The organism is Pseudomonas sp. NBRC 111138, from assembly GCF_001320835.1.
Classification (GTDB): domain Bacteria; phylum Pseudomonadota; class Gammaproteobacteria; order Pseudomonadales; family Pseudomonadaceae; genus Aquipseudomonas; species Aquipseudomonas paracarnis.
This window is the reverse complement of the sequence record NZ_BCBO01000029.1, coordinates 61,044-86,355: the sequence shown is the minus strand read 5'-3', so window position 1 is coordinate 86,355 and position 25,312 is coordinate 61,044. Positions and strand designations below refer to the sequence as shown.

Here is a 25,312-nt window from a genome sequence, read left to right as displayed (position 1 = left end):
GGCCTGGACAGCGCGCAAGGCCCAGCGGCCGGCAACTACATCGCCGACCACGTGAAGCCGAAAATCGTTGCCGTCCTGCACGACAAGCAGCAATACGGTGAAGGTATTGCCAGCGCCGTGAAGAAGACCCTTGAAGAAAAAGGCACCAAGGTTGCCGTCTTCGAAGGCCTGAACGCCGGTGACAAAGACTTCTCCTCGATCATCCAGAAACTCAAGCAAGCCAACGTCGACTTCGTCTACTACGGCGGTTACCACCCTGAGCTGGGCCTGATCCTGCGCCAAGCCAAGGAAAAAGGCCTGAACGCCAAATTCATGGGCCCAGAGGGCGTGGGTAACGACTCTATCTCGCAAATCGCCCAGGGCGCTTCCGAAGGCCTGCTGGTGACCCTGCCGAAATCCTTCGACACCGACCCTGCCAACAAAGCCATCGTTGAAGAGTTCGCCAAGAACAAACAGGACCCAACCGGTCCGTTCGTATTCCCGGCGTACTCGGCAGTTGAAGTCATCGCCGGCGGTATCGCTGCCGCGAAGAGCGAAGACACCGCCAAAGTGGCCGAGGCCATCCACGCGGGTACCTTCAAGACCCCTACCGGCGATCTGAGCTTCGACGCCAAGGGCGACCTGAAGGACTTCAAGTTCGTGGTCTACGAATGGCACTTCGGTAAACCAAAAACCGAAGTTTCCCCTCAGTAAGCCAGGCGTTACTGGTCAACAAGCCCACTGTGCAAGCAGTGGGCTTTGTTTTACGAGGTTTATGGGCCATGTCACCCGCGATCCGGGCGCTGGCTCACCTGAAAATCTTAAAACCGTCACCAGCGGTTCGCTGGCAAACGCTTTGTGCAACCTGGTCACAGAACAGGGCACCGAGCCGGAAATGACTCCACCAGTGAAATGCGTATCGGGTTTTTAGGAGCGCTGTAATGCCTGAGATCTATCATTTTTTCCAACAGCTGGTTAATGGCCTGACCATTGGCAGCACCTATGCCTTGATAGCCATTGGCTACACAATGGTTTACGGCATCATTGGAATGATCAACTTCGCCCATGGCGAGGTGTACATGATTGGTTCCTACGTGGCCTTCATTGCCCTTGCCGGGCTGGCCATGATGGGGATCCACTCCCTGCCGCTATTGATGACCGCTGCGTTCCTGGCGTCGATCATCGTAACCAGTGCCTATGGCTACAGCATCGAGCGGGTTGCCTACCGCCCCCTGCGGGGCAGCAACCGTTTGATCCCGCTGATTTCCGCGATCGGCATGTCGATTTTCCTGCAGAACACCGTATTGCTGTCCCAGGACTCCAAGGACAAGTCCATTCCCAACCTGATTCCGGGGAGCATCTCCTTCGGCCCGGGTGGCGCACAAGAAGTGCTGATTTCGTACATGCAGATTCTGGTTTTCGTGGTCACCCTGGTGGCCATGCTGGGCCTGACGCTGTTCATCTCCCGCTCCCGTCTGGGGCGCGCCTGCCGGGCCTGCGCCGAAGACATCAAGATGGCCAACCTGCTGGGCATCAACACCAACAACATCATCGCCCTGACCTTCGTCATTGGTGCTGCGCTGGCGGCCGTGGCGGCCGTGTTGCTGAGCATGCAATACGGCGTGATCAACCCCAACGCCGGTTTCCTGGTGGGCCTCAAGGCCTTTACCGCAGCGGTATTGGGCGGCATCGGCAGCATTCCGGGCGCCATGCTCGGCGGGCTGGTGCTGGGTGTGGCCGAAGCCTTTGGCGCCGATATCTTCGGTGACCAGTACAAGGACGTCGTCGCGTTCGGCCTGTTGGTTCTGGTGTTGTTGTTCCGTCCGACCGGCATCCTGGGCCGTCCGGAGGTTGAGAAAGTATGAGCAGATATCTTAAATCGGCGTTTTTCAGCGCCTTGCTGGTGTGGGCCGTGGCCTTCCCGGTACTCGGCCTCAAGCTGAGCATTGTGGGCATCAACCTGGAGGTGCACGGCACCGGGCCAGTGACCCTGACCGTCATCGCCCTGTGTTCGGTGCTGATGTTCCTGCGTGTACTGTTCACCCAGCAGGTCGGTGCCTTGTTCAAGGGCAACCGTGGCCCGTTGGTGTCGCCCAAGGTCAGCCAATTTCTGACGCTGCCGCGCACCCAGCGCTACATCATCATCGGGTTGATCATCGCGGCGCTGATCTGGCCGTTCTTCGGCTCGCGCGGCGCGGTCGACATTGCCACGCTGATCCTGATCTACGTGTTGCTGGGCCTGGGCCTGAACATCGTGGTGGGCCTGGCAGGCCTGCTCGACCTGGGTTATGTGGGCTTCTACGCCGTGGGTGCCTATACCTACGCGCTGCTCTCGCATTACCTGGGCTGGAGCTTCTGGATCTGCCTGCCATTGGCGGGTATGGCGGCGGCCACGTTCGGCTTCCTGCTGGGCTTCCCGGTGCTGCGCCTGCGCGGTGACTACCTGGCCATCGTGACCCTGGGCTTCGGCGAAATCATTCGCCTGTTCCTGCGTAACCTCACCGATATCACCGGTGGCCCCAACGGTATCAGCAGCATTCCCAAGCCGACGTTCTTCGGGCTGTCGTTCGACCGCACCGCCGCCGAAGGCATGCAGACCTTCCACGAGTACTTCGGGATTGCCTACAACCCGGTGAGCAAAGTGGTGTTCCTGTACCTGGTGGCGCTGCTTTTGGCGTTGGCGGCACTGTTCGTGATCAACCGCCTGCTGCGCATGCCCATCGGCCGTGCGTGGGAAGCGCTGCGCGAAGATGAAATCGCCTGCCGTGCCCTGGGCCTGAACCCGACCATCATCAAGCTTTCCGCATTCACCCTGGGCGCTGCATTCGCCGGTTTTGCCGGCAGCTTCTTCGCCGCTCGCCAAGGCCTGGTGACGCCGGAATCGTTCACCTTTATCGAGTCGGCGATCATTCTCGCCATCGTGGTACTGGGTGGCATGGGCTCGCAACTGGGCGTGATCCTGGCGGCCATCGTGATGATCCTGCTGCCGGAAATGATGCGTGAGTTCAGCGAATACCGCATGTTGATGTTCGGCGCCATGATGGTGCTGATGATGATCTGGCGCCCTCAAGGCCTGCTGCCCATGCAACGTCCACACATGGAGCTGCGCAAATGAGCCGCGAGATCCTGAAAGTCGAAAACCTGAGCATGCGCTTCGGCGGTTTGCTGGCGGTCAATGGCGTGGCCCTGACCGTCAAAGAGAAACAAGTGGTAGCGCTGATCGGCCCCAACGGCGCCGGCAAGACCACGGTGTTCAACTGCCTCACCGGTTTCTACAAGCCGAGCGGTGGCAGCATCCTGCTGGACGGCCAACCCATACAGGGCCTGGCCGGCCACGAAATCGCCCGCAAAGGCGTGGTGCGTACCTTCCAGAACGTGCGGTTGTTCAAGGACATGACGGCGGTCGAGAACCTGTTGATCGCCCAGCACCGTCACTTGAACACCAACTTCTTCGCTGGCCTGTTCAAGACCCCGGCGTTCCGCAAGAGCGAACGCGAGGCCATGGAATACGCGGCGTACTGGCTGGACAAGGTCAACCTGACCGAGTTCGCCAACCGCCCGGCAGGCACCCTCGCCTACGGCCAGCAACGTCGCCTGGAAATCGCCCGCTGCATGATGACCCGCCCGCGCATCCTGATGCTCGACGAACCTGCCGCGGGCCTGAACCCCAAGGAAACCGAAGACCTCAAGGCGCTGATCAGTGTGCTGCGTGAGGAAAACAACGCCACGGTGCTGTTGATCGAACACGACATGAAACTGGTCATGAGCATCTCCGACCATATCGTGGTGATCAACCAGGGCACGCCGCTGGCCAACGGGACGCCGGAGCAGATCCGCGACAATCCTGAAGTGATCAAAGCCTACTTGGGGGAAGCGTAAAATGCTGCAATTCGAAAACGTTTCCACTTTCTACGGCAAGATCCAGGCCCTGCACAGCGTCAATGTGGAAGTGCGCCAGGGTGAGATTGTCACCCTGATCGGCGCCAACGGTGCCGGCAAATCGACCTTGCTGATGACCTTGTGCGGTTCGCCGCAAGCCTACAGTGGCAGCATCCGCTACATGGGTGAAGAACTGGTGGGCAAGCACTCCGCCGAGATCATGCGCAAGAGCATTGCGGTGGTGCCCGAAGGCCGTCGGGTGTTCTCGCGCCTGACCGTGGAAGAGAACCTGGCCATGGGTGGATTCTTTACCGACAAGGGCGATTACCAGGAGCAGATGGACAAGGTGCTGCACCTGTTCCCCCGTCTCAAGGAACGCTTCAGCCAGCGCGGCGGCACCATGTCCGGCGGCGAGCAGCAAATGCTTGCCATCGGCCGGGCGCTGATGAGCAAGCCCAAGCTGTTGTTGCTGGACGAGCCTTCCCTGGGCCTGGCACCGATCATCATCCAGCAGATCTTCGACATCATTGAACAGCTGCGCAAGGACGGTGTGACGGTGTTTTTGGTGGAGCAGAACGCGAACCAGGCGCTGAAAATCGCTGACCGTGCCTATGTGCTGGAGAATGGCCGGGTGGTGATGCAAGGTACGGGTGAGCAATTGCTGACCGATCCGAAGGTGCGGGAGGCGTACCTCGGCGGCTAAGAAAGAGCAAGTTCTAAATGGGAGCTGGCTTGTGTGGGAGCTGGCTTGCCTGCGATAGCATCACCCCGGTGTATCTGAAGAACCGAGGCGTTTGCATCGCGGGCAAGCCCGACTCCCACATTTTCTTTGTATAAGCCATTAAATAGGTGTTGTTTTGCAGTTTTTTTCGATGGCTTTGTAACGAATTCCCTCCCCCTTTCTCTAGTGGTGCATGCAGGCAATCAAGCCTGCGCATTCAACCACTGCTGGAGACACACCATGACCACCAAACTGTCCGCCGCCACCCTCGTTCTGGCCCTTGGTTCTGCCCTGAGCCTGTCCGCCCTGACCACCACCGCCCACGCGGCCGACGACATGCAGAAATGCTTCGGCGTGGCTGAAGCCGGCAAGAATGACTGCGCCGCGGGCGCCGGTACGTCGTGCGCTGGCACCTCCAAAACCAAAGACCAGGCCAATGCCTGGAAGCTGGTACCCGCCGGCACTTGCACCAAGACCCCAAGCACCACCTCGCCGACCGGTTTTGGCCAGGAAGCGGCCTTCACCGCCAAATCCTGAACCCCGCGCAGCCTGAGTACTGATGATGACGCCTACAGCCCAACACGCGGTCTCACCGGCTCAGGTGCCCGGCCTCCCCTATCGGGCCGGGCTGGGGCTCAAGACCGAGCACTTCAGCGAGGTTCTCGAGACCCGCCCCGACATCGGTTTTTTCGAAGTACACGCCGAAAACTACATGGTGGCCGGCGGCCCGTTTCATCACTACCTGGGGTTGATTCGTGCGCAGTACCCCCTGTCACTGCACGGCGTCGGCCTGTCCATCGGCGGCGAAGCCCCCTTGGATCGCGAGCACCTGGCACGCCTGGCCACGCTGATCGAACGCTATCAACCCCAGTCTTTTTCCGAACACCTGGCCTGGTCCAGCCACGGCCCGGTGTTTCTCAACGACTTGCTGCCCCTGGCCTACGACGCCTGCACCCTGGAGCGGGTATGCGAACACGTGGATCAGGTACAGAGCACGCTCAAGCGGCCGATGCTGTTGGAAAACCCCTCCACTTACCTGCAGTTCCAGCGCTCTACCCTGGACGAAACCGACTTCATCAGCCAGATAGTCCGCCGTACCGGTTGCGGCCTGCTGCTCGACGTCAACAACGTCTACGTGTCCTGCATCAATCATCAGCGCGACCCGCTGACCTACATCGATGCCTTGCCATTGCACGCAGTGGGTGAGATTCATCTGGCCGGTTTTGCCGAAGACACCGACAGCCTGGGCGACCGCCTGCTGATTGATGACCACGGCGCGCCGATCGATAACGCCGTGTGGCAGCTTTACGCACAGGTACTGGCGCGGACCGGAGCGGTGGCGACGCTGATCGAGCGGGATAACCAGGTGCCCGCGTTCAGCGTGTTGCAAGCAGAGGCCCGGCAGGCCGAATGGTATTTGTCGCCGGTGGCCCGATGAGCATTCAGCAAACATTCGCAGAGGCTTTACTGGCCCCGCAAGTAACCTGCCCCGAGGGCGTGTTCAGCAGCAACGGTGCTGAACCGGCGAGCCGCTTTGCGGTGTATCGAAACAATGTCCATAGCGCTTTGATCAATGCTTTGGCAGCCGCCTACCCGGTGGCGCGGCAACTGGTCGGCGATGAGTTTTTCCGCGCCATGGCCGGTCTGTATGCCCAGGCCCACCCGCCCACCAGCCCCTTGATCAGTGAGTACGGCGGCACGTTCGCTGACTTTATCCAGGGTTTCGAACCAGCCTGGAGCGTGCCCTACCTGGCCGATGTCGCCCGGCTGGAGCGCTTGAGGGTCCGCGCTTATCACGCGGCGGATTGCCAGGTTCTGGATCAGCACAGCGTACTTCGGCAACTGCAAGGTTGCGCACAACTGGGGCAACTGCGTGTAGGACTGCATCCGTCACTTGCCACGCTGGAATCGTCCTACGCGGTGGTATCGGTTTGGGCGGCGCACCAGGCCGACGGGGCCATCGCCAGCTTGAACCCCTGGCATGCCCAAGGCGGGCTGGTCTTGCGCCAAGGGTTGGTGGTCAAGGTATTCGCCATCGACCGCGGGTCTGTGACCTTTATCAACCGACTCAACCAAGGCGCAGGGCTGGAAATGGCCATAGCTGATGCCCTGAAAGCCTCTGACGAATTCGACTTGCACCTATGTCTCACGCTGTTGATCAGCCACGACGCCATCACCCATTTGCATCTGCAACCAGAGGTATCGCCATGAACTTTCCCGCTCCCTGCCTGGTAAAACGAACCGTCGCACTGTTTGAAAAAATCCCCTACAGCCTGATCGCCTTTATCGCGCGCTTCTCCATTGCTGCGGTGTTCTGGAAGTCTGGCCAGACCAAGGTCGAAGGCTTTGCCATTGACCTGATCAGCGGCACCTTCCAATGGGGTGAGCCCAAACTCGCCGCCTCGACGCTCTTTTTGTTTCGCAGCGAATACCAATTGCCTCTGCTGTCGCCAGAGGTGGCCGCGCACCTGGCAACCTTTGCCGAGCACTTTTTTCCGGTATTGATTCTGCTGGGGTTCGCCACGCGCTTCTCGGCCCTGGCCTTGATAGGCATGACCTTGACCATCCAGCTGTTCGTCTACCCTGACGCCTACCCCACTCACGGCACCTGGCTTGCGCTGTTATTGTTGTTGCTTGCCAAAGGCCCCGGGTGCCTGTCCATCGACCACCTGATTGCCCGTCGTTATCGCTGAAGCCGATCCAGCGCTTCGCCGCTGCGCTTGAACCAGTCCACCAGGTAGTCGGCCAACACCTGGGTACGCCGAGGCAAACCGCCCTGGTAGGGATGCACCAAGTACATCGGCATGCTGCGTGTCTGATAATCGCGCAGCAGCCAGCGCAATCGGCCGTCAGCCAGCTCCGTGGGTAGAACGTAGGACGGCAGGCGGGCAATACCGGCGCCGACCAACGCCGCTTTTTTCAACAGGTTGTAGTGGTTGGAGGCGAAGGTGCCGCTCACCTTTACCCGCAGCAATTCGTGTTGCTGGTGGTACAACCACTCCTCGCGGCCACTGTAATGACTGTTGAGCAAACAGCTGTGCGCCGCCAGGTCCGCTGGGGTCTGCGGCTCGCCATGCTGTTCCAGATAAGCCGGGCTGGCGCAGGTCATCTCATGCCAGGCCAGCAAAGGTTTAGCCACCAAGCGTTCATGTTCGATGGCGCCCGACCGTACCCCCAAGTCAAAACCATCCCGTGCCAAGTCTCGGTAGTTGTTATTGAGCTCCAGCTCGATCTGCACCTGCGGGTATTGCTTGGAGAACTCCAGCAGCAAGCCATCGAAGAAGGTTTCACCCAACGACACTGGAACGGTCATACGCACAGGGCCAGCCAAATCATCTTTGAGCCGCGCCAATGCCTGGCGGGCGCGTTCCACCTGCACCACCAATGCTTGTGCCTGGGGCAGCAACGCCGCGCCGGCAGCAGTCAGGCTCAGCTTGCGCGTGGTGCGGTGCAGCAAAACCACGGCAAACTGCGCTTCCAACTGGCTGATGCGCTTGGACAACTGCCCTTTGCTGCAGCCCAATTGTGCGGCCGCCACGGTGAAACTGCCGGCTTCGATCAGCACGGCGAACGCCGCCAGGTCATCCATTTCGCTCATGGACTGTTTCCATTTGAAAACCAAAGGTTGCCTATTAGCACGTTTATCCAATTAAAAAGCCACACTAGACTGAACGCAAATCCCAACCCCTGTAGGAGCGAGCTTGCTCGCGAAGAACGTCAACGATCACGCGGTAAGCCTGACTACACGCCGGCGACCTTGAGTTTTTCGCGAGCACGCTTGCCCCTGCAGGAAATCAGCCCCAGAGGAACAGCACGATGAAAATCCTATTGATCGGTGCCAGCGGCACCATCGGTTCAGCGGTCAAGGCGGAACTGGCCCAGCGCCACGAAGTGATCAGCATCGGCCGCACCAGCGGTGACTTCCAGGTGGATATCAGCGATAGCGCCTCGATCCGTAAGCTGTTCGAGCAGACCGGTAAGTTCGACGCCCTGATCTGCGCGGCAGGCAGCGTCAACTTCGTGCCCCTGGCAGACATGAACGACAGCGATTTCGAACTGGGCCTGCGTGACAAGCTGATGGGCCAGGTCAACCTGCTGTTGATCGGCCGTGAGTACGCCAACGACGGTGCTTCGTTCACGTTCACCAGCGGCATCCTGAACCGTGATCCGATCCGTACCGGCGCTTCGGCGGCCTTGGTCAACGGTGCTCTGGACGCCTTCGTCAAAGCGGCGGCCATTGAATTGCCTCGCGGCCTGCGTATCAACTCGGTCAGCCCGACGGTACTACTGGAAGCCATGGGCAGCTATGCCCCTTATTTCCGTGGCTACAAACCTGCCCCCGCCGCCGATGTAGCGCTGGCTTACGCCAAAAGCGTCGAGGGCCTACAAACTGGTCAGACCTTTATCGTGGGGTGAGGGTGAGTGCTGTAAGAAACGCCTGAAGCTGGCAAGCGGGCTTGTGATGCACGGCCAGTCTGCGTAACGTGGCGGCACTTGCCTGGAGACCCGATAATGCGCGCCGCCCGTACCCTCGTCCTGTTTGCCTTGCTTCCTGTATTCGCCGCCTGCCAATTGTTCGAAAGCGAGCCGGCCAAGCCATCGACTGTCGGGCTGACCCGTATGCAGGGTGAGTTGACCGCGGTGGACGGCAAACTGCTGTTCCAGCCGTGCGGCGACCAGCGTAGCTACGTGGTCAACGACACCGGCGGCACCAGCGTCCTGCAGGAAGCCGCCTCGCTGGCCGGCCAGCAGGGCAAGCTGTTTGCCGACCTGCGCGGCAAGTTTTCCGGGGTCGCCAGCGGCACCCAGGGTTCAGTGGACCTGCAACAGCTGTATCGCGTCGAACGCTCGACTTCAGCGTGCTCCGACCCGGACTTCAAGCGCATGATACTGCGGGCCAACGGCCATAAACCCGCCTGGGCAATGAATGTCACGGCCAAGGGTATGGTGCTGGAACGCGAAGGCCATCCACCTTTGGCAGTACCCTACGTCGAGGAACAACTGGGCGACGGCCGCTTCAATCTGATGACTGAAGCCAACAACCAGCACATCGAACTGTGGGTGGCGCCCCAGCGCTGCGTCGACAGTGTGAGCGGCAGCCTGCAACACATGAGCGCCGAGTTGCGCGTGAACGGCCAGGTGCAGCGTGGTTGCGCAGCATTCGGCGGCTCGCGGGACGACTGATTAGGCCCTGTGCTGTTTTAACCTGACGGAAACTTGCCATTGGGGCTTATAATCGCCGGTTTGCAAAACAGCCGGCCTCCTTGCCCGCCGCCTACCGGATCCTGTCATGTTACGAATCACCGAACTCAAGCTGCCCATCGACCATCCCGAAGAAGACCTGCGCACTGCCATCGTGCAGCGCCTGGGCATCGCCAGTGATGACCTGCTCGATTTCACCCTGTTCAAGCGCAGCTACGATGCGCGTAAAAAGACCTCTGAGCTGTGCTTCATCTACACCGTCGACCTGAACGTGAAGGGTGAAGCCGCGCTGCTGCTCAAGTTTGCCGACGACCGCAACGTCAACCCGGCACCGGATGTCAGCTACAAGGTGGTGGGTCAGGCGCCGGAAGGCCTGGCTGAGCGGCCAATCGTGGTGGGCTTCGGTCCCTGCGGGATCTTCGCCGGGCTGCTGCTGGCACAGATGGGCTTCAAGCCGATCATCCTCGAGCGCGGCAAGGAAGTGCGCCAACGCACCAAGGACACCTGGGGCCTGTGGCGCAAAAGCGTGCTCAACCCCGAGTCCAACGTGCAATTCGGTGAAGGCGGCGCAGGCACCTTCTCCGACGGCAAGCTGTACAGCCAGATCAAGGACCCGAAATTCCACGGTCGCAAAGTGCTGCACGAGTTCGTCAAGGCCGGCGCGCCGGAAGAAATTCTCTACGTCAGCAAGCCCCACATCGGCACCTTCCGCCTGACCGGCGTGGTGGAAAACATGCGCGAGCAGATCATCGCCCTGGGCGGTGAAGTACGCTTCGAGCAGCGGGTCACCGACGTGTTGATCGAAGACGGCCAGTTGAACGGCGTGGTCATCGACGGCGGCGAGCAGATCCTCTCCAAGCACGTGATTCTTGCCCTGGGCCACAGCGCCCGTGACACCTTCCGCATGCTCCACGACCGTGGCGTGTACATGGAAGCCAAGCCGTTCTCGGTGGGTTTCCGTATCGAACACCCACAGTCGCTGATCGACGCCGCACGCCTGGGTAAATACGCCGGCCACCCGAAGCTGGGTGCTGCGGACTACAAGCTGGTGCACCACGCCAAGAACGGCCGTTCGGTCTACAGCTTCTGCATGTGCCCGGGCGGCACCGTCGTGGCTGCGACCTCGGAGCCCCATCGCGTCGTGACCAACGGCATGAGCCAATACTCACGTAACGAGCGCAATGCCAACTCTGGCATCGTGGTAGGGATTACCCCCGAGGTGGATTACCCGGGTGGCCCGCTGGCCGGTATCGAGTTGCAGGAGCGCCTGGAGTCCCACGCCTACATCCTCGGCGGCAGCAACTACGAGGCCCCGGCGCAACTGGTAGGTGACTTCATCGCCGGAAAACCCTCCACCGCGCTGGGCAGTGTGGAGCCGTCCTACAAACCCGGTGTTTCGCTGGGTGACCTGGCCCTGGCCCTGCCGGATTTCGCCATCGAAGCCATCCGCGAAGCCTTGCCGGCGTTCGAGAAACAGATCAAAGGTTACTCGCTGCACGATGCGGTGCTGACCGGCATCGAGACCCGCACCTCGTCACCACTGCGCATTACCCGCAACGAGTCGATGCAGAGCCTGAACGTCAAAGGCTTGTTCCCGGCCGGAGAAGGCGCGGGGTATGCCGGTGGGATTCTCTCGGCGGGTGTCGACGGGATTCGGATCGCCGAGGCGTTGGCGCGGGATATGCTCGGCATCCACGGTTGAAGCTTCGAGTTGTAAGCTTCAAGCCACAAGCTAAAAACAGGTATGCATCCTGCTTTTCTTGTAGCTTGGAGCTTACAACTTGGCGCTGCTTGTCAGATATTAGCGCGCAGGATGTTAGCGGGTAGCGCCTCACCGCGCTCGACACTCGCCGCAACCGCCGCGATCAACCCTTCCAGCTCATAGCCCTGCCCCGACAGCCACGCTTGATCGTAATAGGTCGTGGCATAGCGCTCACCACCATCGCACAAGATCGCAACGATCGACCCCGACTCCCCCGCCGCTTTCATCTGTTGCGCCGCCATCAGCGCACCGATCAGGTTGGTCCCGCTGGACCCGCCAACCCGTCGCCCCAAACGCTGCGCCAGGTAATGCATGGCCGCCAGGGACAATGCATCCGGCACCTTGACCATTGCGTCAATCACCGCCGGCAGAAACGATGCCTCCACCCGTGGGCGACCAATCCCTTCAATCCGTGAGCCACAGTCCAGGCGCAGGCTGGCGTCACCACTCTGGTAGAAGTCGAAGAACACCGAGCGTTCGGCATCGGCACACAACACCCGGGTGCAATGCTGGCGATAACGCACATAGCGGCCCAGGGTCGCGGTGGTGCCGCCGGTGCCAGGGCTGGAAATCAACCAACTCGGCTCCGGGTGCTGTTCAAAGCGCATCTGCTGGAAGATCGATTCGGCGATGTTGTTGTTCGCCCGCCAGTCGGTGGCACGTTCGGCGTAAGTGAACTGGTCCATGAAGTGACCACCGCTTTCCTGGGCCAGGCGTTCGGATTCGGCGTAGATCTGCGTCGGGTCCTGGACCAGATGGCTCTTGCCACCATAGAAGGCAATCTGGGCGATCTTCTCTTGGGACGTGGTAGCGGGCATGACGGCAATGAACGGCAAGCCGAGCAAGCGCGCGAAGTAGGCTTCCGAGATCGCGGTGGAGCCGCTGGACGCTTCAATAACGGGGGCGCCAGGCTTGAGCCAACCATTGCACAGCGCATACAGGAACAACGAGCGCGCCAGCCGGTGTTTCAGGCTGCCGGTGGGGTGGCTGGACTCATCCTTGAAGTACAACTCGATGCCTGGCAAACCCGGTAATGGCAGCGGGATCAGGTGGGTATCGGCGCTCCGCTGGAAGTCCGCTTCAATGATACGAATGGCTTCGCGGGCCCAGGTACGGTGGTCGCTCATGGTGGCTTCTCTAAAGGCTTTCAGCGGTGATCTTAGGATGTTTCCCACGCTTCACACAGATACAGTGACGACGCAATTGGACACACAATTGCTAGTCTTTAACCCACCGATGTTCCGGCCAACCACTTATAACAAATAAGAATATAACTTTTGTTTTAACAACTAACGGTACGGGTTAGGGTACCCACCTATTGAACCTGAATTGGAGAGCATCCCTTGCCTCTGCGTAGCACTTTCACCCGTTTCTTCCAGCTGGAAGCCGCCAGTGGTCTGTTGTTGATCGCCGCTGCCGCTTTGGCGCTGATTATCAACAACTCACCGTTGTCGCACCTGTACAACGCCTTTCTCGACACGCCGGTGGTGGCTCAGGTTGGCGCGTTGAAAATCGCCAAGCCGGCGCTGCTTTGGATCAACGATGGCCTGATGGCCCTGTTTTTCCTGCTGATCGGCCTGGAGGTCAAGCGTGAGCTTCTGGATGGCCACCTGTCCAAGCCTTCGCAAGTGGTGCTGCCTGGCGCAGCGGCCATCGGCGGCATGGTGGTGCCGGCGCTGATCTACTGGGCGCTTAACAAGGACAACCCGGCCGCCCTGGCCGGCTGGGCGATCCCCATGGCCACCGACATTGCCTTTGCGCTGGGCGTTCTGGCCCTGCTGGGCAAGCGCGTACCAGTGTCGCTGAAGCTGTTCCTGATGACCCTGGCGATCATTGATGACCTTGGCGCCATCATCGTCATTGCCTTGTTCTATTCCGCTGACTTGTCCACGGCTTCCCTGGCGGGCGCGGGGGCGTGCTTGATTGCGCTGATTGCGATGAACCGCCTGGGCGTGATCAAACTGGGGCCGTATATGATCATCGGCCTGATCCTGTGGGTGTGCGTGCTCAAGAGCGGTGTGCATGCGACCTTGGCGGGTGTAACCCTGGCGTTCTGCATTCCACTGCGCACCAAGAATGCCGAAACCTCACCGCTGCTGAGCCTGGAACACGCCCTGCACCCTTGGGTGGCCTACGCCATCCTGCCGCTGTTCGCGTTCGCCAATGCCGGTGTGTCACTCACCGGTGTCAGCCTGGAGAGCTTCACCCACTCCGTGCCCATGGGCATCGCCGCGGGCCTGTTGATCGGCAAGACAGTCGGTGTGTTCGGCCTCACCTGGCTGGCGATCAAGACCGGCATCGCCTCACTGCCCAGCGGCGCCAATTGGGGCCAGGTACTGGGCGTGGCGATCCTGTGCGGGATCGGCTTCACCATGAGCCTGTTTGTCGGCTCCCTGGCGTTTGTGCCGGGCGCCAGTGAGTTTGCCGGTGAAGATCGCATGGGGATTCTGACCGGGTCGATCCTGGCGGCCTTCATCGGGTATGCGGTGACGGCGATGGCAAGTCGCAAGAAAGCGGCCGTTGCATGATTGAAGTCAGTCAGTTGTAGGAGCGAGCTTGCTTGCGAAAAACTTAGAGGCGCCGCGTTCATTCATTGAGCACGCGTTATCGTTAACGTTTTTCGCGAGCAAGCTCGCTCCTACAAAAAAACCCCCAACCGGTCACCCGGTTGGGGGTTTTTCTTCGCCTGTAGCTCAAGGCTTAGCGAGTAACGCGGCTGGTACCGTCGACGGTCATGATGCGTACGCGGTCACCAATGCGGAAGATTTCATTTTCCTGCACGGCTTGTACGTAGGCACGCATGCTGCCGTCGTCTTCGCGCACGGTGATTTCCACACCTTGGGTACGGGTCAGGCCTTCTTCGGTGGCCGAGCCCAGCAGGCCGCCCGCAACTGCGCCGATCACAGCAGTCACGATGCTGCCACGGCCGCCACCGATGGCGCTGCCGCCAACGCCGCCGATGACTGCGCCCGCGGCGCCGCCGATTGGGGTCTTGGTCCCTTCGATTTTCACCGGACGCAGGGATTCGATGGTGCCCATGCGAACGGTCTGTACACGACGCGCCTCATCACGAGAGTACGAGTCGCCGGTCAGACTCGAGGCGCAGCCACCCAACAGCAACGACAGGGTGGTAAAGCAGGCAACTAGTAAAACGGACTTACGCATAGCATCAACTCCAAAGGACAGGTATTCATTAAACGCTGTGGCTTGGCGCGTGTCACGGCGCACCAGGCAGAAACTTGCTTTCATTCAGCCTGAGTACAGACTGCCAGCACCAGAGAACTCGACGAACGGTAACCAAGCCAGGGTACGGAACCATGCCATAACCGGCTCGATCAGTGTAGCCGCACAGCCGAAAGCGTCCGAAGTCTCTTGAACAGAGACTTCGACGCAACGGTGTTGATTCAGGTGGGATGACGAAAGGTGACGCTCAGGGCGCCAGGCGCTCGCGGCACCATTGGCCGTCTTGCAAGCGGTAGTTGAGGCGATCATGCAGGCGGCTGGCGCGGCCTTGCCAGAACTCGATGCGCTCAGGCAGTAAACGGTACCCTCCCCAATGCTCGGGGCAATCGGGCTGGGTATCGCTGAAACGCTCTTCAGTGGCCTTGAGCAGCGCCTGCAGCTCATCGCGATCACGAATGACTTTGCTCTGCGGAGAGGCCCAGGCACCCAGGCGGCTGCCCAACGGGCGCACCTGATAATAAGCATCCGACTCTTCAGGCGTGACCTTGGCCACGCGCCCTTCAATGCGTACCTGGCGCTCCAGGGTGGGCCAGAAGAAGGTCATGGCCGCAAACGGCCGCGCCGCGAGTTGTTCACCCTTGGCGCTCTGATAGTTGGTGAAGAAGGTAAAGCCCTGTGCATCCAGGCCCTTGAGCAGCAGGATGCGGCAGTGCGGGCGGCCGTCCTGATCCACTGTCGCCAGCGTCATGGCATTGGCCTCCACTGGCGGCTGTTCGGTTTTCACCGCATCAGCAAACCAATGGTGGAACAACGCAAACGGCTCGTCCGGGGCCTGGGCCTCGCTCAAACCGTCCCGTGTGTAGTCACGGCGCATATCGGCCAGTGCCTGGGTCATGCGGCTTTATCCTTGTGGTTCAACAGCTCAGTTCTTCGCCTGATCGTTCGAAGCGGGTGCCGCCTTGGCTTTTGCCGTGGCAGGTTTCTTCGCAGCCGGCTTGGCCGCAGCCTTTTTAGCCGCTGGCTTGGCCGCCGCTTTCTTGGCCGTGGCCTTTTTGGCAGGCGCTTTGGCCGCAGGTGCTGGCGCAGGCACATTCTGCACCGCGACCATTTCGGCTACGGGCGGGGTCTTGCCGGAGTTGTACTTGCTCAGCAGTGCCAACATCGTTGTACGCTGAGTGAACATGATTTCCATGCGACGGTTCAGCGCACGCCCCTGATTGCTGTCGTTGGCGGCACGCGGCATAAGGTCGCCCATGCCACGCAGCATCAAGCGATCCTGTTTCAGACCACTCAGGCTGAAAATCGAGGCAATGGACTGCGCACGCTCCTTGCTCAACGCCTGGCTGGCCGGGGCGCTGCCCGTGGCATCAACGTGGCCCAGCACCAGTACGGCGGTCTTCGGGTCAGCTTCGACGGCCTTGGCCACCCGCGTGAACGGGCCCAGGGTCACCGGCAGCAACATGGCCGGACGCTTCGGGTTGTAGGAGCCGTCTACCGGGGCAATCACCACCAGGGTGTTGTCACGGCGCTCCAGTTGCAGGTTGCTGTCCTTGATGGCGGCACGCAGGCGTGGTTCGTATTCGTCCAGCCAGGCTTGGGTGATCTTCGGGTCAGGCATTTGTACATTGGTCACATCGACCTTGGCCAATGGCTTTGGCTTGCTTTCGAACGGCCACCACCAGCGCGGCTCGCTGTCGGTCTTGGCGACGACAGGTGCGGCGTCCGAGGCCGGGGTTGCCGCCTTGAGGTCGGCTTTCAGGTCAGCCTTGGCGTCGGCGGCTTTGTCTTCGGCACTCTTGGTGGAAAACGGCCACCAGCTGTAACCGGTGTCGGCTTTGGCAGCCGGGGCAGCGGCAGCAGCGGTGACAGGCTCAACAGGCTTGGCACCGGCGGCCGGCTTGGCGTCGGGTTTGGCATCCGACTTGGCGTCGGTCTGGGCCACTGGATCCTTGGTCGCCGTTTTGTCAGATCCAAATGACCACCAATGCCCACCTTCGGCATCATTTTGTGGAGTTTGTGCACAACCCGTAATAGTGAGGCACAGCGCCAGTGCCAAAGACTTGTTCGATAACATGAGATATCCACAAAATGAGAAAAAAACCAGAGGGTCGCAGGACCCGTTAAACAGACGCTAAAAGAACATTCAAGTTACAACATGTCGTTCAGCATCTTTTTATACTTGCCTTTGTAACAAAAAATTGTGAAACAGCAAGGGGTTTATAGACAACCGGCCAATATTCCGACCAACTTCTGGGCCCGCGGGTCCATAAGTACGTAAGGACCCAGGGTATTAGTCACAAAACCGAAGGCTACATCATGTTCAGGGTCGGCAAACCCGACTGAGCCCCCTGCCCCGGGATGCCCGAATGCACGTGGTCCGAGGCCGAACGTGGCATTGGGCAACTGCGGTTGATCCAACATGCAGCCCAGGCCGAAGCGGGTTTGGGTCAATAAGGTTTTATCCAGCCCCATACTGTGCTCGCGGGTCAATTGTTCGAGCATGTCGCTTTCCAGCAAACTACCGTCCAACAAACCACTATAAAACCCGGCCAGGCTGCGCGCATTACCGTGGCCATTCGCCGCAGGCTGCTGCATGCGTCGCCATTCGGGCTTATTAGTGCTGGTCAGAATAGACGGTGGATTGGCAAATGCACGGGTAGTCATCGCCGCCGGCTCGCGCATCATTACTTGAAGTAACCGTTGCGCGGCTTCATCCCCCATAGTGCCTTTGCTGCGCGCTATATGAGCGACGCGATAAAACTCTTCATCCGCCAGGCCTACATGGAAGTCCAACCCCAATGGCCGTGCCACCCGCGCCACGATCGACTCCCCCGGCCCGCGCCCGTCGGCGCGACGCAACAGTTCGCCAACCAGCCAGCCGTAGGTGATCGCCTCATAGCCGTGGCCCTGGCCCGGTGTCCACCACGGGGCTTCTGCCGCCAGGGTATCGACCATCAATTGCCAGTCGTACAAGGCTTCGGTGGGCAGCATTTCGCGGATGGCCGGCAGCCCGGCCTGGTGGCAGAGCAACTGGCGCAGCGTGATCGCTTCCTTGCCAGCAGCGGCAAACTCCGGCCAGTACTCGGCTACCGGCGCATCGAGCTTGAGCTTGCCTTCGGCCACCAGTTGCAGGGCAGTCACTGCCGCGAAGGTCTTGGTGCAGGAGAACAGGTTGACGATGGTATCGCTGTGCCAGGCCTCGGCACCGTCCTTGTCGGCAGTCCCAGCCCACAGGTCGACGACGGTTTGCCCGCCGATCTGGATGCACAGCCCGGCACCACGCTCCTGAGGATCATCGAACAGGGCGGCGAAGGCTTCGCGCACCGCTTCGAACTGCAGCTCGTAATGACCCTGAATCTGCACCTAAGTCCCCTCGGAAAACACCATGAAAAGTGGTCGCCATTCTTTCAGCCATTGTAGGTTTTGTGAACCCGTCAACGATGAATCAATGACCGTTTCCAGCGTGTCCACCGGCATGCCCAGCGCCCTGCCCCGCGCCTTTGCCGTCGCGCCCCGGCTTGCCGGCGTCACTTTCACGCATCGCTTGGGTGGCCTTGGCTTTTTGCGCCTCACGGCCCAACTGGTCGAGCGCGGCCAGGTTGCTCTTGCGCACCGTCTCGACAAAGCCTTGGAAGGGTACATCGGTGATGCCGACCAGGCCGAAATGGCCGTTTTCACCATCCAGCAGACGCCCGGTTACCGGCTGGTCCAGGTATTGGAACCAATGCACCCCGACAATCGACGGCTCGGCCACTGCCTGCTTGAGGAAGGTGGAGTACGCCGCGCCGCGGTCCTCTTCGCGAGCCAGTTGCGTCACGCCGCCCCAGAACGGGCCGCGGTCGGCGGAGCCAAAGTTGAATTCGGTGATCAGTACCGGTTTGTCCAGCGCACGCAGGGCGGCGAAGTCGTAACCGTCCTGGGGTTTCAAGGTGTACATGTTGAAGCTCAGCACGTCGCAATACTGCGCGCACGAAGCGACGGCCTCGGGCGTGCTCACCGCAAAACGGCCGCCCAGCAACAGCTGGTTGGGCGCGTGCCACTTCAGCGAGTCGGAAATGGTCTTGAAGTAAGCATCGGCGAAGGTCTTCTGGAAATACTTGAAGTCGGCTTCGATTTCCGGGTGTTCAGAGCTGGGCATCGGCGGCTCGAAGCCTGGGTCTTCCATCAGTTCCCAACCAGCCAGTTGAATACCCCAGGCTTTGGAAAGGCCCTCTTCATTGCGGTATTTATCGCGCAGTTGCTTGAGGAAGGCGCGCTTGGCCGGCACGTCGGTGGTCATGCGCAGGGTGCCGTACGCCAGGGCGTAGCGGGATTTTGCATCCTCGCCAGGACCGGCCCAGGCCAGTTCGTTGTCGGCAAAGAAACCGATCAGCCAAGGATCGTCACGGTGATCGCGTGCGGCAATAGCCACTGCGCGCTCGGTGGCCATGGCAAAGCGCGGGTCGAACGGGTCGGGCATGCCGCCCCACCAGTCGGTGCCGGTGCTGATGCTGGCATAGTCACCGACAATCGACAGCGGCAAGGTGTACGGCACGCGGTCGGCAGTGGCCAGGTCCGGATCGCTCCAGTTGCCGACGGTGTTGAAGCCCCAGGCTTGCAGGCGATCGAGGGTATGGGTCACCCAGCGTGGCTGGTCCAACGCGTCCCCGCCGTAAGTGCGTTGCAGGTTGGCGCCATAGAAATCGTACCAACGCCCCGAGCCAAAACCGCGGCCTTCACCGGCGCCGTTGCCGGTGCGGCTGTCGTCGCTGCCGTAGTACTTGTCAAAGGGTTCGCCGGCCTTGGGCAGCGCCGCGAACATCCACTCGCGCCCCGCCACATAGGTCTGGCTGTTGTCCGGCGCCACGGTGTTCACCCCCAGCGAGTAGAACGGATGCCCCTGCGGCGTCACCAGGTACCAGCGGCCGTCGCGCTTCTGGGTGCGGAAAAAACCGCTGGCATCGAAGGCCGGGCCCTTCTTCCAGCCACCGTATTGATCCAGGGAGGACTTGTCCCGCTCGGCCAGCCAGGTCTTGAGCTGCTGTTGTTCCTTGGCGGCCGATGCCTTGAGTTGCTCGTCGCTGCTGACCTTCTCCGGCCAGCGTGCGCGGTTGGATTGGCCATAGGCATCCACCAGTTCAGTGTAGGCAGCCTTCAATACCGGCTCGCTGTCCTGCACGCCAAAGCGCTCCAGCAGGATACTTTGAGCGGCATTGGGCTTGAGCATCGACAGGGTCACCGAGACGACCTGGCTGCGGTCGATTACTCCGGCGCTGGCGGCCAGCAACACCCGCTGGCCATCCACGGTCATCGGCATCGGCGGGCCGGCCTTCATGCCCTGGCTCAGCGGTGAGTTGGCTTGCAGCGGGACAAGCAGCGTCTGGGCCGGGCCGGCAGGCAGGTCGATGCGGCTGACGAGCGTCTTGCCGTCGGCGCTCTGCACCTTGACGTAAAGGGTCAGTGCCCAGTTCATCGCGCTCTGGATACGCAGGCTCATGGCGCTCGATTGCGACCAGTCCCACGTCCCCGTCTGCGGGCTGAGCACCAGGCTCGGCTCGGCCGCTGGGTTGAAGGTGATGCGGCGCAGCACCTCGCCTTCGGGCGTTTGTTCGGCATTGTATTGCGGCAGGCTGGCGTCCTGGGTCGCCACCTTGACCACATCGGCCGGCCGGACGAAGTTGAACAGCGTTTGTTGCCCCTCGGGCGCCGCCATCAACGGCGCAGCGAACAGCAGGGCAAAAAGAGCGGGCAGCGTGCGAATCATACGAACAAGGTTCTCCCAAACGGCCGATGACTGGCCTGATGATAGTGATGAGATAGACCACAGAGTGGGCGAATCCGCCCACGGTGGCTTAAGAAATTTCGCGCCTGAACGGCGGCAATGCATTGAGGATCGCCTTGCCATAGCGCTGGGTAACCAGGCGACGGTCGAGCAAGGTGATGGTGCCGCGGTCTTCTTCGGTACGCAGCAGACGCCCGCAGGCCTGCACCAGCTTCAGTGAAGCATCCGGCACCGAGATTTCCATGAACGGGTTGCCGCCCCGGGCTTCGATCCATTCGGCCAGTGCGGCCTCGACCGGGTCATCCGGCACCGAGAACGGGATTTTGGCGATCACCACGTGTTCGCAGTAGGCACCGGGCAAGTCCACGCCTTCGGCAAAGCTGGCCAGACCGAACAACACACTGGAATCCCCACCGTCGACCCGCGCCTTGTGCTTATTCAGGGTTTCCTGCTTGGACAGGTTGCCCTGGATAAACACCTGCTTGCGCCAGTCGCGGTCGAGGCCGTCGAACACGTCCTGCATCTGTTTGCGCGACGAGAACAGCACCAGGGTGCCGCGGGAGCCTTCCACCAACGACGGCAGATCGCGAATGATCGCCGCCGTGTGCGCCGCAGCGTCCCGCGGGTCGGCCTTGAGGTCTGGCACCCGCAGCACGCCGGCGTCAGCGTGATGAAACGGGCTGGGCACCACGGCGGTGACGGCCTTTTTCGGCAGGCCGGCGCGCATGCGGAAGCGGTCAAAGGTGCCCAGGGCCGTCAGCGTGGCCGAGGTTACCAGGCAGCCGTAGGCGACGTTCCACAGGTTGCGGCGCAGCATTTCAGCGGCGAGGATCGGACTGGCGTTGACCTCGATATCGAACAGCGCACCGCTTTCCGACAACGTCAGCCAGCGGGCCATGGGCGGGTTGTCTTCCGGGTCTTCGACGGTAAAGGCGGTCCACAGCTCCCAATTGCCTTGGGAACGAGACAGCAAACTGCCGAACAAGGGATACCACTCTTCGGCCTGGTTGCTGGCGATGCCGATATTGACCTCGCCATCCATGCCTTCCTTGAGCAAGTCCGTCAGGCGGGTGAACAGGTCGGTCAGGCGTGAAAAGCCTTTCTTCAGCTCGATGCCCATTTCGCGCATGTGCTCGGGAATCATCCCGCCGACAAAACGGTGGCGCGGGCGCTCTCGGCCCTCGACGTCTTCACCGGGCTTGAAGTCCGCAACCTGTTCGCAGGCGCTGAACATGAACTGCTGCTGGGTCTTGATCTCGCGCGCCAGCTCCGGCACTTGCTCGATCAACTTGCCCAGGTCGCCGGGCAACGGGTGCTGGGCCAGTAACTTGGTGAGGTTCTTGGCAGTGGTTTCCAGCCAGTCGGCCGTGGAGCGCAAGCGGGTGTAATGGGCGAAATGGCCAATGGCCTTGTCTGGCAGGTGGTGGCCTTCGTCGAACACATAGAGGGTGTCGCGTGGGTCGGGCAGTACCGCACCGCCACCCAGGGCCAGGTCAGCCAATACCATGTCGTGGTTGGTGACGATGACATCTACCTTGCCCATGCCTTCGCGCGCCTTGTAGAAGGCGCACTGGCCGAAGTTGGGGCAATGGCGGTTGGTGCATTGGCTGTGGTCGGTGGTCAGGCGCGCCCAGTCTGAATCTTCCAGTGCTGTGGGCCAACTGTCGCGGTCGCCGTCCCATTTGTTGCCGGCCAGCTTCTCGATCATGCTGGTAAACAGCTTCTGGCTGGCCTCATCCACCTCGATCTTGAAACCTTCTTCTTCGAACAAGGAGGCGGTGGCGGTTTGGGCGTGGCCTTCCTGCAGCAATACGTCGAGCTTGGACAGGCACATATAGCGGCCACGGCCCTTGGCCAGGGCGAAGGTAAAGCTCAAGCCGCTGTTGCGCATCAGGTCGGGCAAGTCTTTGTAGACAATCTGCTCTTGCAGCGCGACGGTAGCGGTGGCAATCACCAATCGCTTGCCAGCAGCCTTGGCCGTAGGGATCGCGGCCAGGCTGTAGGCCACGGTCTTGCCGGTACCGGTACCGGCCTCGACGGCCACTACCGCAGGCTCACCCTCGCGGCGGCCTTCGTCGTCGGTGTCGATATCCCCGAGGACTTTTGCCACTTCGGCGATCATCAGGCGTTGGCCGTAGCGCGGTTTCAAGCTCTTGGCTTCGAGAAAACGCGAATAGGCGCCCTGGATCGTGGTTTTGAGTTCAGTGCTGATCATGGATAGTCGGGCGCAAAAAACGCTGGATAAATTTTCAGTGGTTCGGATCGGCCGCTATCATACCCCGCTAATTAATCCCGCGCAGAACGGAGTACCACAATGACCGCGTTTAGCCTCGCCTATACCCTGCATGTACTGGCCGCCTTGATCTGGGTCGGCGGCATGTTTTTCGCCTGGATGATCCTGCGCCCCGCCGCCATGGCGGCGCTTGACGGCCCTGCCCGGCTCAAGCTGTGGGCAAATGTGTTTCAACGTTTTTTTGTGTGGGTGTGGGTGGCGGTGGTGCTTTTACCGATCAGCGGCATTGGTTTGCTGCAACTGCGCTTCAGTGGTTTTGAGACCGCGCCGCGTTATGTGCAGGTGATGATGGGGTTGTATCTGGTGATGACGGCGTTGTTTATCCGCATCCAGGCCTTGAAGTTCCCGGAGCTGAAGGCAGCGGTGGCGGCTGAGGATTGGCCGGCGGGCGCGGCTGCGCTGGGGCAGATTCGCAGGTTGGTGGGGATTAACTTGATCGTGGGGTTGGTGGTGGTGGCGGTGGCTTCGGCTCGGCCGATGTTCTGAGCTGTTGGCTTGCCCTAACGCGTGTAGGAGCGAGCTTGCTCGCGAAAAACTCACAGACGCCGCGTTTATTCAGGAAGCACGCGTTATCGTTGACGTTTTTCGCGAGCAAGCTGGCTCCTACAGCCGCTGGATAGTCACAGACCCCGCAGGCCCAGCCGGCCCCGGTTGCCCCTCCAACCCTGGTCGGCCCTTTTCGCCGCCGTCCGCGCGGTACACCAGGCAGCCCTTGGACTGCCCGCCCTTGCCGGGTTTACCTGCAACACCCGCCAGGCCTCCAGCCCCGCCATCGACCCAGACCTTGATCTGTTCAGCCGGGAATTCCTGTGGCAACTCCAGGCGTACCTGGGCGCCCGCTGCCCCTGGCCGGCCATCGCCGCCGTTATCGCCATTAAAGCCGCGCCCGGCTGAACCCCAGGTGCAACCCGGGTCCACGCCGTTGGCACCGTCCAGGCCCGCATATCCTTGGGCTCCAGCGCCACCACGGGCATCCACCGACAGCGCTTCGGCAGTCAGCGAGTTAATGCGCAAGGTCAGATCACGCCCAGCCTTGGCGGGTTTTTCGTGGGTGCCGGGGGCGCCCCGTGAAGTGATCTGGCTACCGTGCTCCAGCTGCGCCTCGCGCACTTGCATTTGCAAGGCGGTATTGCCAGGCACAATGGTGATGCGTGCGTCGCGCCCCAAGTGCAGCTCATCCACCGTGACCTGGCTGATGGTGGCCGGAATCAGCAAGGTGCCGTAGTCCGCTACGTCCAGGCGTTCAAGCTGCAACACGCTGGTGCTGCTGGGCAGGCGCATCAACGAATTGGTTTCGACACTGACGCTCTGGGCCAGGGCAACGGGGCTGACCAACAGGGCCAGCAGAAAAACCTTACGCATCATGGGGCTCCTGAGTGTTTTCAAATTTTTCTTTGAGCGCACAGTAACGACTTCTACCGGCGATTTGCCAGTGAAGGATCAAAAAACTTCAATTCCACCTCGGTGGGTATCGACCGCCGCGCTCTAGGCCCACGCGCCCAGCCGCGCTAGTCTCTACGGTCTTGATGCGAGGATCTGCAATGACCGCTGGAATTTCTGCCCGTACGCCCCAACAAGCCTTGGCGGCCCTGCTGGACCTTCACAGGCCAAAACGCCTGTTGTTAGTGGGCGCCAGCCAATTTCCGGCGCTGGATGCCTTCCGGGCTGCGCACGCGGACACCGAGGTGTTCTATGCCGCGCCAGGGCCGTTGCCGGAAGACCTCGCCGTGCAGCGCTTTGACCTCGCGTTGGTGGTCGACTGCCTGGAGCACCTGTCCAAACCCCAAGGCCTGACCCTGCTCGGAGGCATCCGTAACCTCAACGCCAGCCGCATTGCCGTGCTGGTCGACCTGGGTGCCTGCGACTGGAAGGACACCGACTTTTTCTCCCTGGCCCTGCAAGCCGGCGAACGCTTCCAACGCGATGATCAGGTGCTGACGCTGTTTACCTATGATCTGCTTGACTATAAACAGGTGCCGGACTGGCTCAACGCCCGCTTCTGGGCCAACCCGGAAAACTTCGGAAAGTATTGGTGGTAACCCGATGAGTACATCCATTTGCCCGTGCGGCAGCGGCAATCTGCTGGATGCCTGCTGCGGCCATTATCACGCCGGTCACCCGGCCCCCTGCGCCAGCGCGTTGATGCGCTCGCGCTACAGCGCCTATGTGCTGGGCCTGGTCGATTACCTGGTCGCCACTACGCTGCCTGCGCAACAAGCCGGCCTGGACCGCGACGCCATTGCCGCCTGGAGTGCCCAGAGCACCTGGCTGGGCCTGGAGGTGGAAAGCTCCGAGGTATTCGGCGGCCAGCCTGAGCACGCCTTTGTCACCTTTACCGCACGCTGGCATGACGCTGCCGGTGAACATAGTCACCGCGAGCAGTCTTCTTTCGTACAGAATGAAGGGCACTGGTACTTCATCGACCCTACGGTAGAAGTGAAGGCCGGACGTAACGATGCCTGTTTGTGTGGCAGTGGGCAGAAATTCAAGAAGTGCTGTTCCAGCTACTTCTAATCACTCGACGGGGATAGC

The 25,312-nt window shown here is 60.9% G+C and carries 25 protein-coding genes; 16 read left to right on the top strand and 9 right to left on the bottom strand.

Features of this window, described 5'->3' with window-relative positions:
- The 9 genes from APH41_RS05650 to APH41_RS05610 all read left to right on the top strand — a co-directional run.
- The coding region (locus tag APH41_RS05650; RefSeq protein WP_156359030.1) for an ABC transporter substrate-binding protein at positions 1-693 on the top strand (693 nt) is incomplete at its 5' end.
- A gap of 227 nt (positions 694-920) precedes the next feature.
- Complete coding sequence (livH, locus tag APH41_RS05645; protein WP_003193535.1) at positions 921-1,844, top strand: high-affinity branched-chain amino acid ABC transporter permease LivH; 924 nt, start codon at positions 921-923, stop codon at positions 1,842-1,844.
- Positions 1,841-3,094 carry a high-affinity branched-chain amino acid ABC transporter permease LivM gene (locus APH41_RS05640; RefSeq protein WP_034125955.1) on the top strand — a complete coding sequence of 418 codons (1,254 nt, stop codon included), beginning with the start codon at positions 1,841-1,843 and terminating at the stop codon, positions 3,092-3,094. Before livH ends, APH41_RS05640 begins: the two co-directional genes overlap by 4 nt.
- Positions 3,091-3,858, top strand: coding sequence for a high-affinity branched-chain amino acid ABC transporter ATP-binding protein LivG (gene livG, locus APH41_RS05635; protein WP_003193538.1), 768 nt, complete (start codon positions 3,091-3,093; stop codon positions 3,856-3,858). The genes APH41_RS05640 and livG overlap by 4 nt, the downstream gene beginning before the upstream one ends.
- A gap of 1 nt (position 3,859) precedes the next feature.
- Positions 3,860-4,561, top strand: coding sequence for an ABC transporter ATP-binding protein (locus APH41_RS05630; protein ID WP_003193540.1), 702 nt, complete (start codon positions 3,860-3,862; stop codon positions 4,559-4,561).
- Positions 4,562-4,819: 258 nt separating this feature from the next.
- Positions 4,820-5,116 carry a DUF2282 domain-containing protein gene (locus APH41_RS05625; protein ID WP_034125953.1) on the top strand — a complete coding sequence of 99 codons (297 nt, stop codon included), beginning with the start codon at positions 4,820-4,822 and terminating at the stop codon, positions 5,114-5,116.
- Between the two features lie 22 nt (positions 5,117-5,138).
- Entirely contained in the window at positions 5,139-6,017 is an 879-nt protein-coding gene (locus tag APH41_RS05620) for a DUF692 domain-containing protein (RefSeq protein WP_054917909.1), read from the top strand.
- A complete protein-coding gene (locus tag APH41_RS05615; RefSeq protein WP_054917913.1) occupies positions 6,014-6,790 on the top strand; it encodes a DUF2063 domain-containing protein in 777 nt (258 codons plus the stop codon). The genes APH41_RS05620 and APH41_RS05615 overlap by 4 nt, the downstream gene beginning before the upstream one ends.
- A complete protein-coding gene (locus APH41_RS05610; RefSeq protein ID WP_034125950.1) occupies positions 6,787-7,272 on the top strand; it encodes a DoxX family protein in 486 nt (161 codons plus the stop codon). The genes APH41_RS05615 and APH41_RS05610 overlap by 4 nt, the downstream gene beginning before the upstream one ends.
- Here APH41_RS05610 and APH41_RS05605 read toward each other — a convergent pair.
- Positions 7,263-8,177 (bottom strand): LysR family transcriptional regulator, encoded by a 915-nt coding sequence (locus APH41_RS05605; RefSeq protein WP_034125949.1) that lies wholly within the window; start codon positions 8,175-8,177, stop codon positions 7,263-7,265. The genes APH41_RS05610 and APH41_RS05605 overlap by 10 nt on opposite strands.
- A gap of 218 nt (positions 8,178-8,395) precedes the next feature.
- Here APH41_RS05605 and APH41_RS05600 point away from each other — a divergent pair, with 218 nt between their 5' ends.
- The 3 genes from APH41_RS05600 (at position 8,396) to APH41_RS05590 (ending at position 11,483) form a co-directional block, all read left to right on the top strand.
- Positions 8,396-8,995, top strand: coding sequence for a short chain dehydrogenase (locus APH41_RS05600; RefSeq protein WP_034125948.1), 600 nt, complete (start codon positions 8,396-8,398; stop codon positions 8,993-8,995).
- A gap of 96 nt (positions 8,996-9,091) precedes the next feature.
- Positions 9,092-9,763, top strand: coding sequence for a COG3650 family protein (locus tag APH41_RS05595; RefSeq protein ID WP_034125947.1), 672 nt, complete (start codon positions 9,092-9,094; stop codon positions 9,761-9,763).
- 106 nt (positions 9,764-9,869) lie between these two features.
- Positions 9,870-11,483, top strand: coding sequence for an NAD(P)/FAD-dependent oxidoreductase (locus tag APH41_RS05590; protein ID WP_034125946.1), 1,614 nt, complete (start codon positions 9,870-9,872; stop codon positions 11,481-11,483).
- A gap of 92 nt (positions 11,484-11,575) precedes the next feature.
- On the opposite strand, the gene APH41_RS05585 is transcribed toward APH41_RS05590, so the two are convergent.
- The gene (locus APH41_RS05585) at positions 11,576-12,670 is read right to left on the bottom strand and encodes a PLP-dependent cysteine synthase family protein (protein WP_054917906.1); all 1,095 of its coding nucleotides are present in this window, start codon (positions 12,668-12,670) and stop codon (positions 11,576-11,578) included.
- A gap of 216 nt (positions 12,671-12,886) precedes the next feature.
- On the opposite strand from APH41_RS05585, the gene nhaA reads away from it, so the two are divergent.
- Positions 12,887-14,071 (top strand): Na+/H+ antiporter NhaA, encoded by a 1,185-nt coding sequence (gene nhaA / locus APH41_RS05580; RefSeq protein ID WP_054917905.1) that lies wholly within the window; start codon positions 12,887-12,889, stop codon positions 14,069-14,071.
- 172 nt (positions 14,072-14,243) lie between these two features.
- Here nhaA and APH41_RS05575 read toward each other — a convergent pair whose 3' ends face one another.
- From APH41_RS05575 to dinG, 6 genes are all read right to left on the bottom strand, one after another.
- On the bottom strand, positions 14,244-14,708 hold the full coding sequence (locus APH41_RS05575) for a glycine zipper 2TM domain-containing protein (RefSeq protein WP_003189251.1): 465 nt from the start codon (positions 14,706-14,708) through the stop codon (positions 14,244-14,246).
- A gap of 265 nt (positions 14,709-14,973) precedes the next feature.
- Positions 14,974-15,621, bottom strand: coding sequence for a pyridoxamine 5'-phosphate oxidase (pdxH, locus tag APH41_RS05570; RefSeq protein WP_054917903.1), 648 nt, complete (start codon positions 15,619-15,621; stop codon positions 14,974-14,976).
- 27 nt (positions 15,622-15,648) lie between these two features.
- Positions 15,649-16,800, bottom strand: coding sequence for an OmpA family protein (locus tag APH41_RS05565; RefSeq protein WP_080757662.1), 1,152 nt, complete (start codon positions 16,798-16,800; stop codon positions 15,649-15,651).
- A 143-nt stretch (positions 16,801-16,943) separates the two neighbouring features.
- Entirely contained in the window at positions 16,944-18,089 is a 1,146-nt protein-coding gene (locus APH41_RS05560) for a serine hydrolase domain-containing protein (RefSeq protein WP_054917901.1), read from the bottom strand.
- Positions 18,090-18,171: 82 nt separating this feature from the next.
- Positions 18,172-20,469, bottom strand: coding sequence for a beta-galactosidase (locus APH41_RS05555; protein WP_054917900.1), 2,298 nt, complete (start codon positions 20,467-20,469; stop codon positions 18,172-18,174).
- A gap of 88 nt (positions 20,470-20,557) precedes the next feature.
- The gene (gene dinG, locus APH41_RS05550; protein ID WP_014717263.1) at positions 20,558-22,702 is read right to left on the bottom strand and encodes an ATP-dependent DNA helicase DinG; all 2,145 of its coding nucleotides are present in this window, start codon (positions 22,700-22,702) and stop codon (positions 20,558-20,560) included.
- Positions 22,703-22,801: 99 nt separating this feature from the next.
- On the opposite strand from dinG, the gene APH41_RS05545 reads away from it, so the two are divergent.
- A complete protein-coding gene (locus APH41_RS05545) occupies positions 22,802-23,266 on the top strand; it encodes a CopD family protein (RefSeq protein ID WP_054917898.1) in 465 nt (154 codons plus the stop codon).
- 117 nt (positions 23,267-23,383) lie between these two features.
- Here APH41_RS05545 and APH41_RS05540 read toward each other — a convergent pair whose 3' ends face one another.
- Entirely contained in the window at positions 23,384-24,142 is a 759-nt protein-coding gene (locus APH41_RS05540) for a hypothetical protein (protein WP_034125938.1), read from the bottom strand.
- A 179-nt stretch (positions 24,143-24,321) separates the two neighbouring features.
- Between APH41_RS05540 and APH41_RS05535 the strand changes: the two genes are divergently transcribed.
- Positions 24,322-24,819 carry a DUF6231 family protein gene (locus APH41_RS05535; RefSeq protein ID WP_034125937.1) on the top strand — a complete coding sequence of 166 codons (498 nt, stop codon included), beginning with the start codon at positions 24,322-24,324 and terminating at the stop codon, positions 24,817-24,819.
- Between the two features lie 4 nt (positions 24,820-24,823).
- On the top strand, positions 24,824-25,294 hold the full coding sequence (locus APH41_RS05530; protein ID WP_054917896.1) for a YchJ family protein: 471 nt from the start codon (positions 24,824-24,826) through the stop codon (positions 25,292-25,294).
- Positions 25,295-25,312 lie beyond the last annotated feature (18 nt).

What these genes read in the sequence shown, in the direction of transcription:
- livH (WP_003193535.1), top strand. Translation starts at nt 921, where the DNA reads ATGCCTGAGATCTATCATTTTTTCCAACAGCTGGTTAATGGCCTGACC.
- APH41_RS05640 (WP_034125955.1), top strand. Translation starts at nt 1,841, where the DNA reads ATGAGCAGATATCTTAAATCGGCGTTTTTCAGCGCCTTGCTGGTGTGG.
- livG (WP_003193538.1), top strand. Translation starts at nt 3,091, where the DNA reads ATGAGCCGCGAGATCCTGAAAGTCGAAAACCTGAGCATGCGCTTCGGC.
- APH41_RS05630 (WP_003193540.1), top strand. Translation starts at nt 3,860, where the DNA reads ATGCTGCAATTCGAAAACGTTTCCACTTTCTACGGCAAGATCCAGGCC.
- APH41_RS05625 (WP_034125953.1), top strand. Translation starts at nt 4,820, where the DNA reads ATGACCACCAAACTGTCCGCCGCCACCCTCGTTCTGGCCCTTGGTTCT.
- APH41_RS05620 (WP_054917909.1), top strand. Translation starts at nt 5,139, where the DNA reads ATGATGACGCCTACAGCCCAACACGCGGTCTCACCGGCTCAGGTGCCC.
- APH41_RS05615 (WP_054917913.1), top strand. Translation starts at nt 6,014, where the DNA reads ATGAGCATTCAGCAAACATTCGCAGAGGCTTTACTGGCCCCGCAAGTA.
- APH41_RS05610 (WP_034125950.1), top strand. Translation starts at nt 6,787, where the DNA reads ATGAACTTTCCCGCTCCCTGCCTGGTAAAACGAACCGTCGCACTGTTT.
- APH41_RS05605 (WP_034125949.1), bottom strand. Translation starts at nt 8,177, where the DNA reads ATGAGCGAAATGGATGACCTGGCGGCGTTCGCCGTGCTGATCGAAGCC.
- APH41_RS05600 (WP_034125948.1), top strand. Translation starts at nt 8,396, where the DNA reads ATGAAAATCCTATTGATCGGTGCCAGCGGCACCATCGGTTCAGCGGTC.
- APH41_RS05595 (WP_034125947.1), top strand. Translation starts at nt 9,092, where the DNA reads ATGCGCGCCGCCCGTACCCTCGTCCTGTTTGCCTTGCTTCCTGTATTC.
- APH41_RS05590 (WP_034125946.1), top strand. Translation starts at nt 9,870, where the DNA reads ATGTTACGAATCACCGAACTCAAGCTGCCCATCGACCATCCCGAAGAA.
- APH41_RS05585 (WP_054917906.1), bottom strand. Translation starts at nt 12,670, where the DNA reads ATGAGCGACCACCGTACCTGGGCCCGCGAAGCCATTCGTATCATTGAA.
- APH41_RS05575 (WP_003189251.1), bottom strand. Translation starts at nt 14,708, where the DNA reads ATGCGTAAGTCCGTTTTACTAGTTGCCTGCTTTACCACCCTGTCGTTG.
- pdxH (WP_054917903.1), bottom strand. Translation starts at nt 15,621, where the DNA reads ATGACCCAGGCACTGGCCGATATGCGCCGTGACTACACACGGGACGGT.
- APH41_RS05565 (WP_080757662.1), bottom strand. Translation starts at nt 16,800, where the DNA reads ATGTTATCGAACAAGTCTTTGGCACTGGCGCTGTGCCTCACTATTACG.
- APH41_RS05555 (WP_054917900.1), bottom strand. Translation starts at nt 20,469, where the DNA reads ATGATTCGCACGCTGCCCGCTCTTTTTGCCCTGCTGTTCGCTGCGCCG.
- dinG (WP_014717263.1), bottom strand. Translation starts at nt 22,702, where the DNA reads ATGATCAGCACTGAACTCAAAACCACGATCCAGGGCGCCTATTCGCGT.
- APH41_RS05545 (WP_054917898.1), top strand. Translation starts at nt 22,802, where the DNA reads ATGACCGCGTTTAGCCTCGCCTATACCCTGCATGTACTGGCCGCCTTG.
- APH41_RS05540 (WP_034125938.1), bottom strand. Translation starts at nt 24,142, where the DNA reads ATGCGTAAGGTTTTTCTGCTGGCCCTGTTGGTCAGCCCCGTTGCCCTG.
- APH41_RS05535 (WP_034125937.1), top strand. Translation starts at nt 24,322, where the DNA reads ATGACCGCTGGAATTTCTGCCCGTACGCCCCAACAAGCCTTGGCGGCC.
- APH41_RS05530 (WP_054917896.1), top strand. Translation starts at nt 24,824, where the DNA reads ATGAGTACATCCATTTGCCCGTGCGGCAGCGGCAATCTGCTGGATGCC.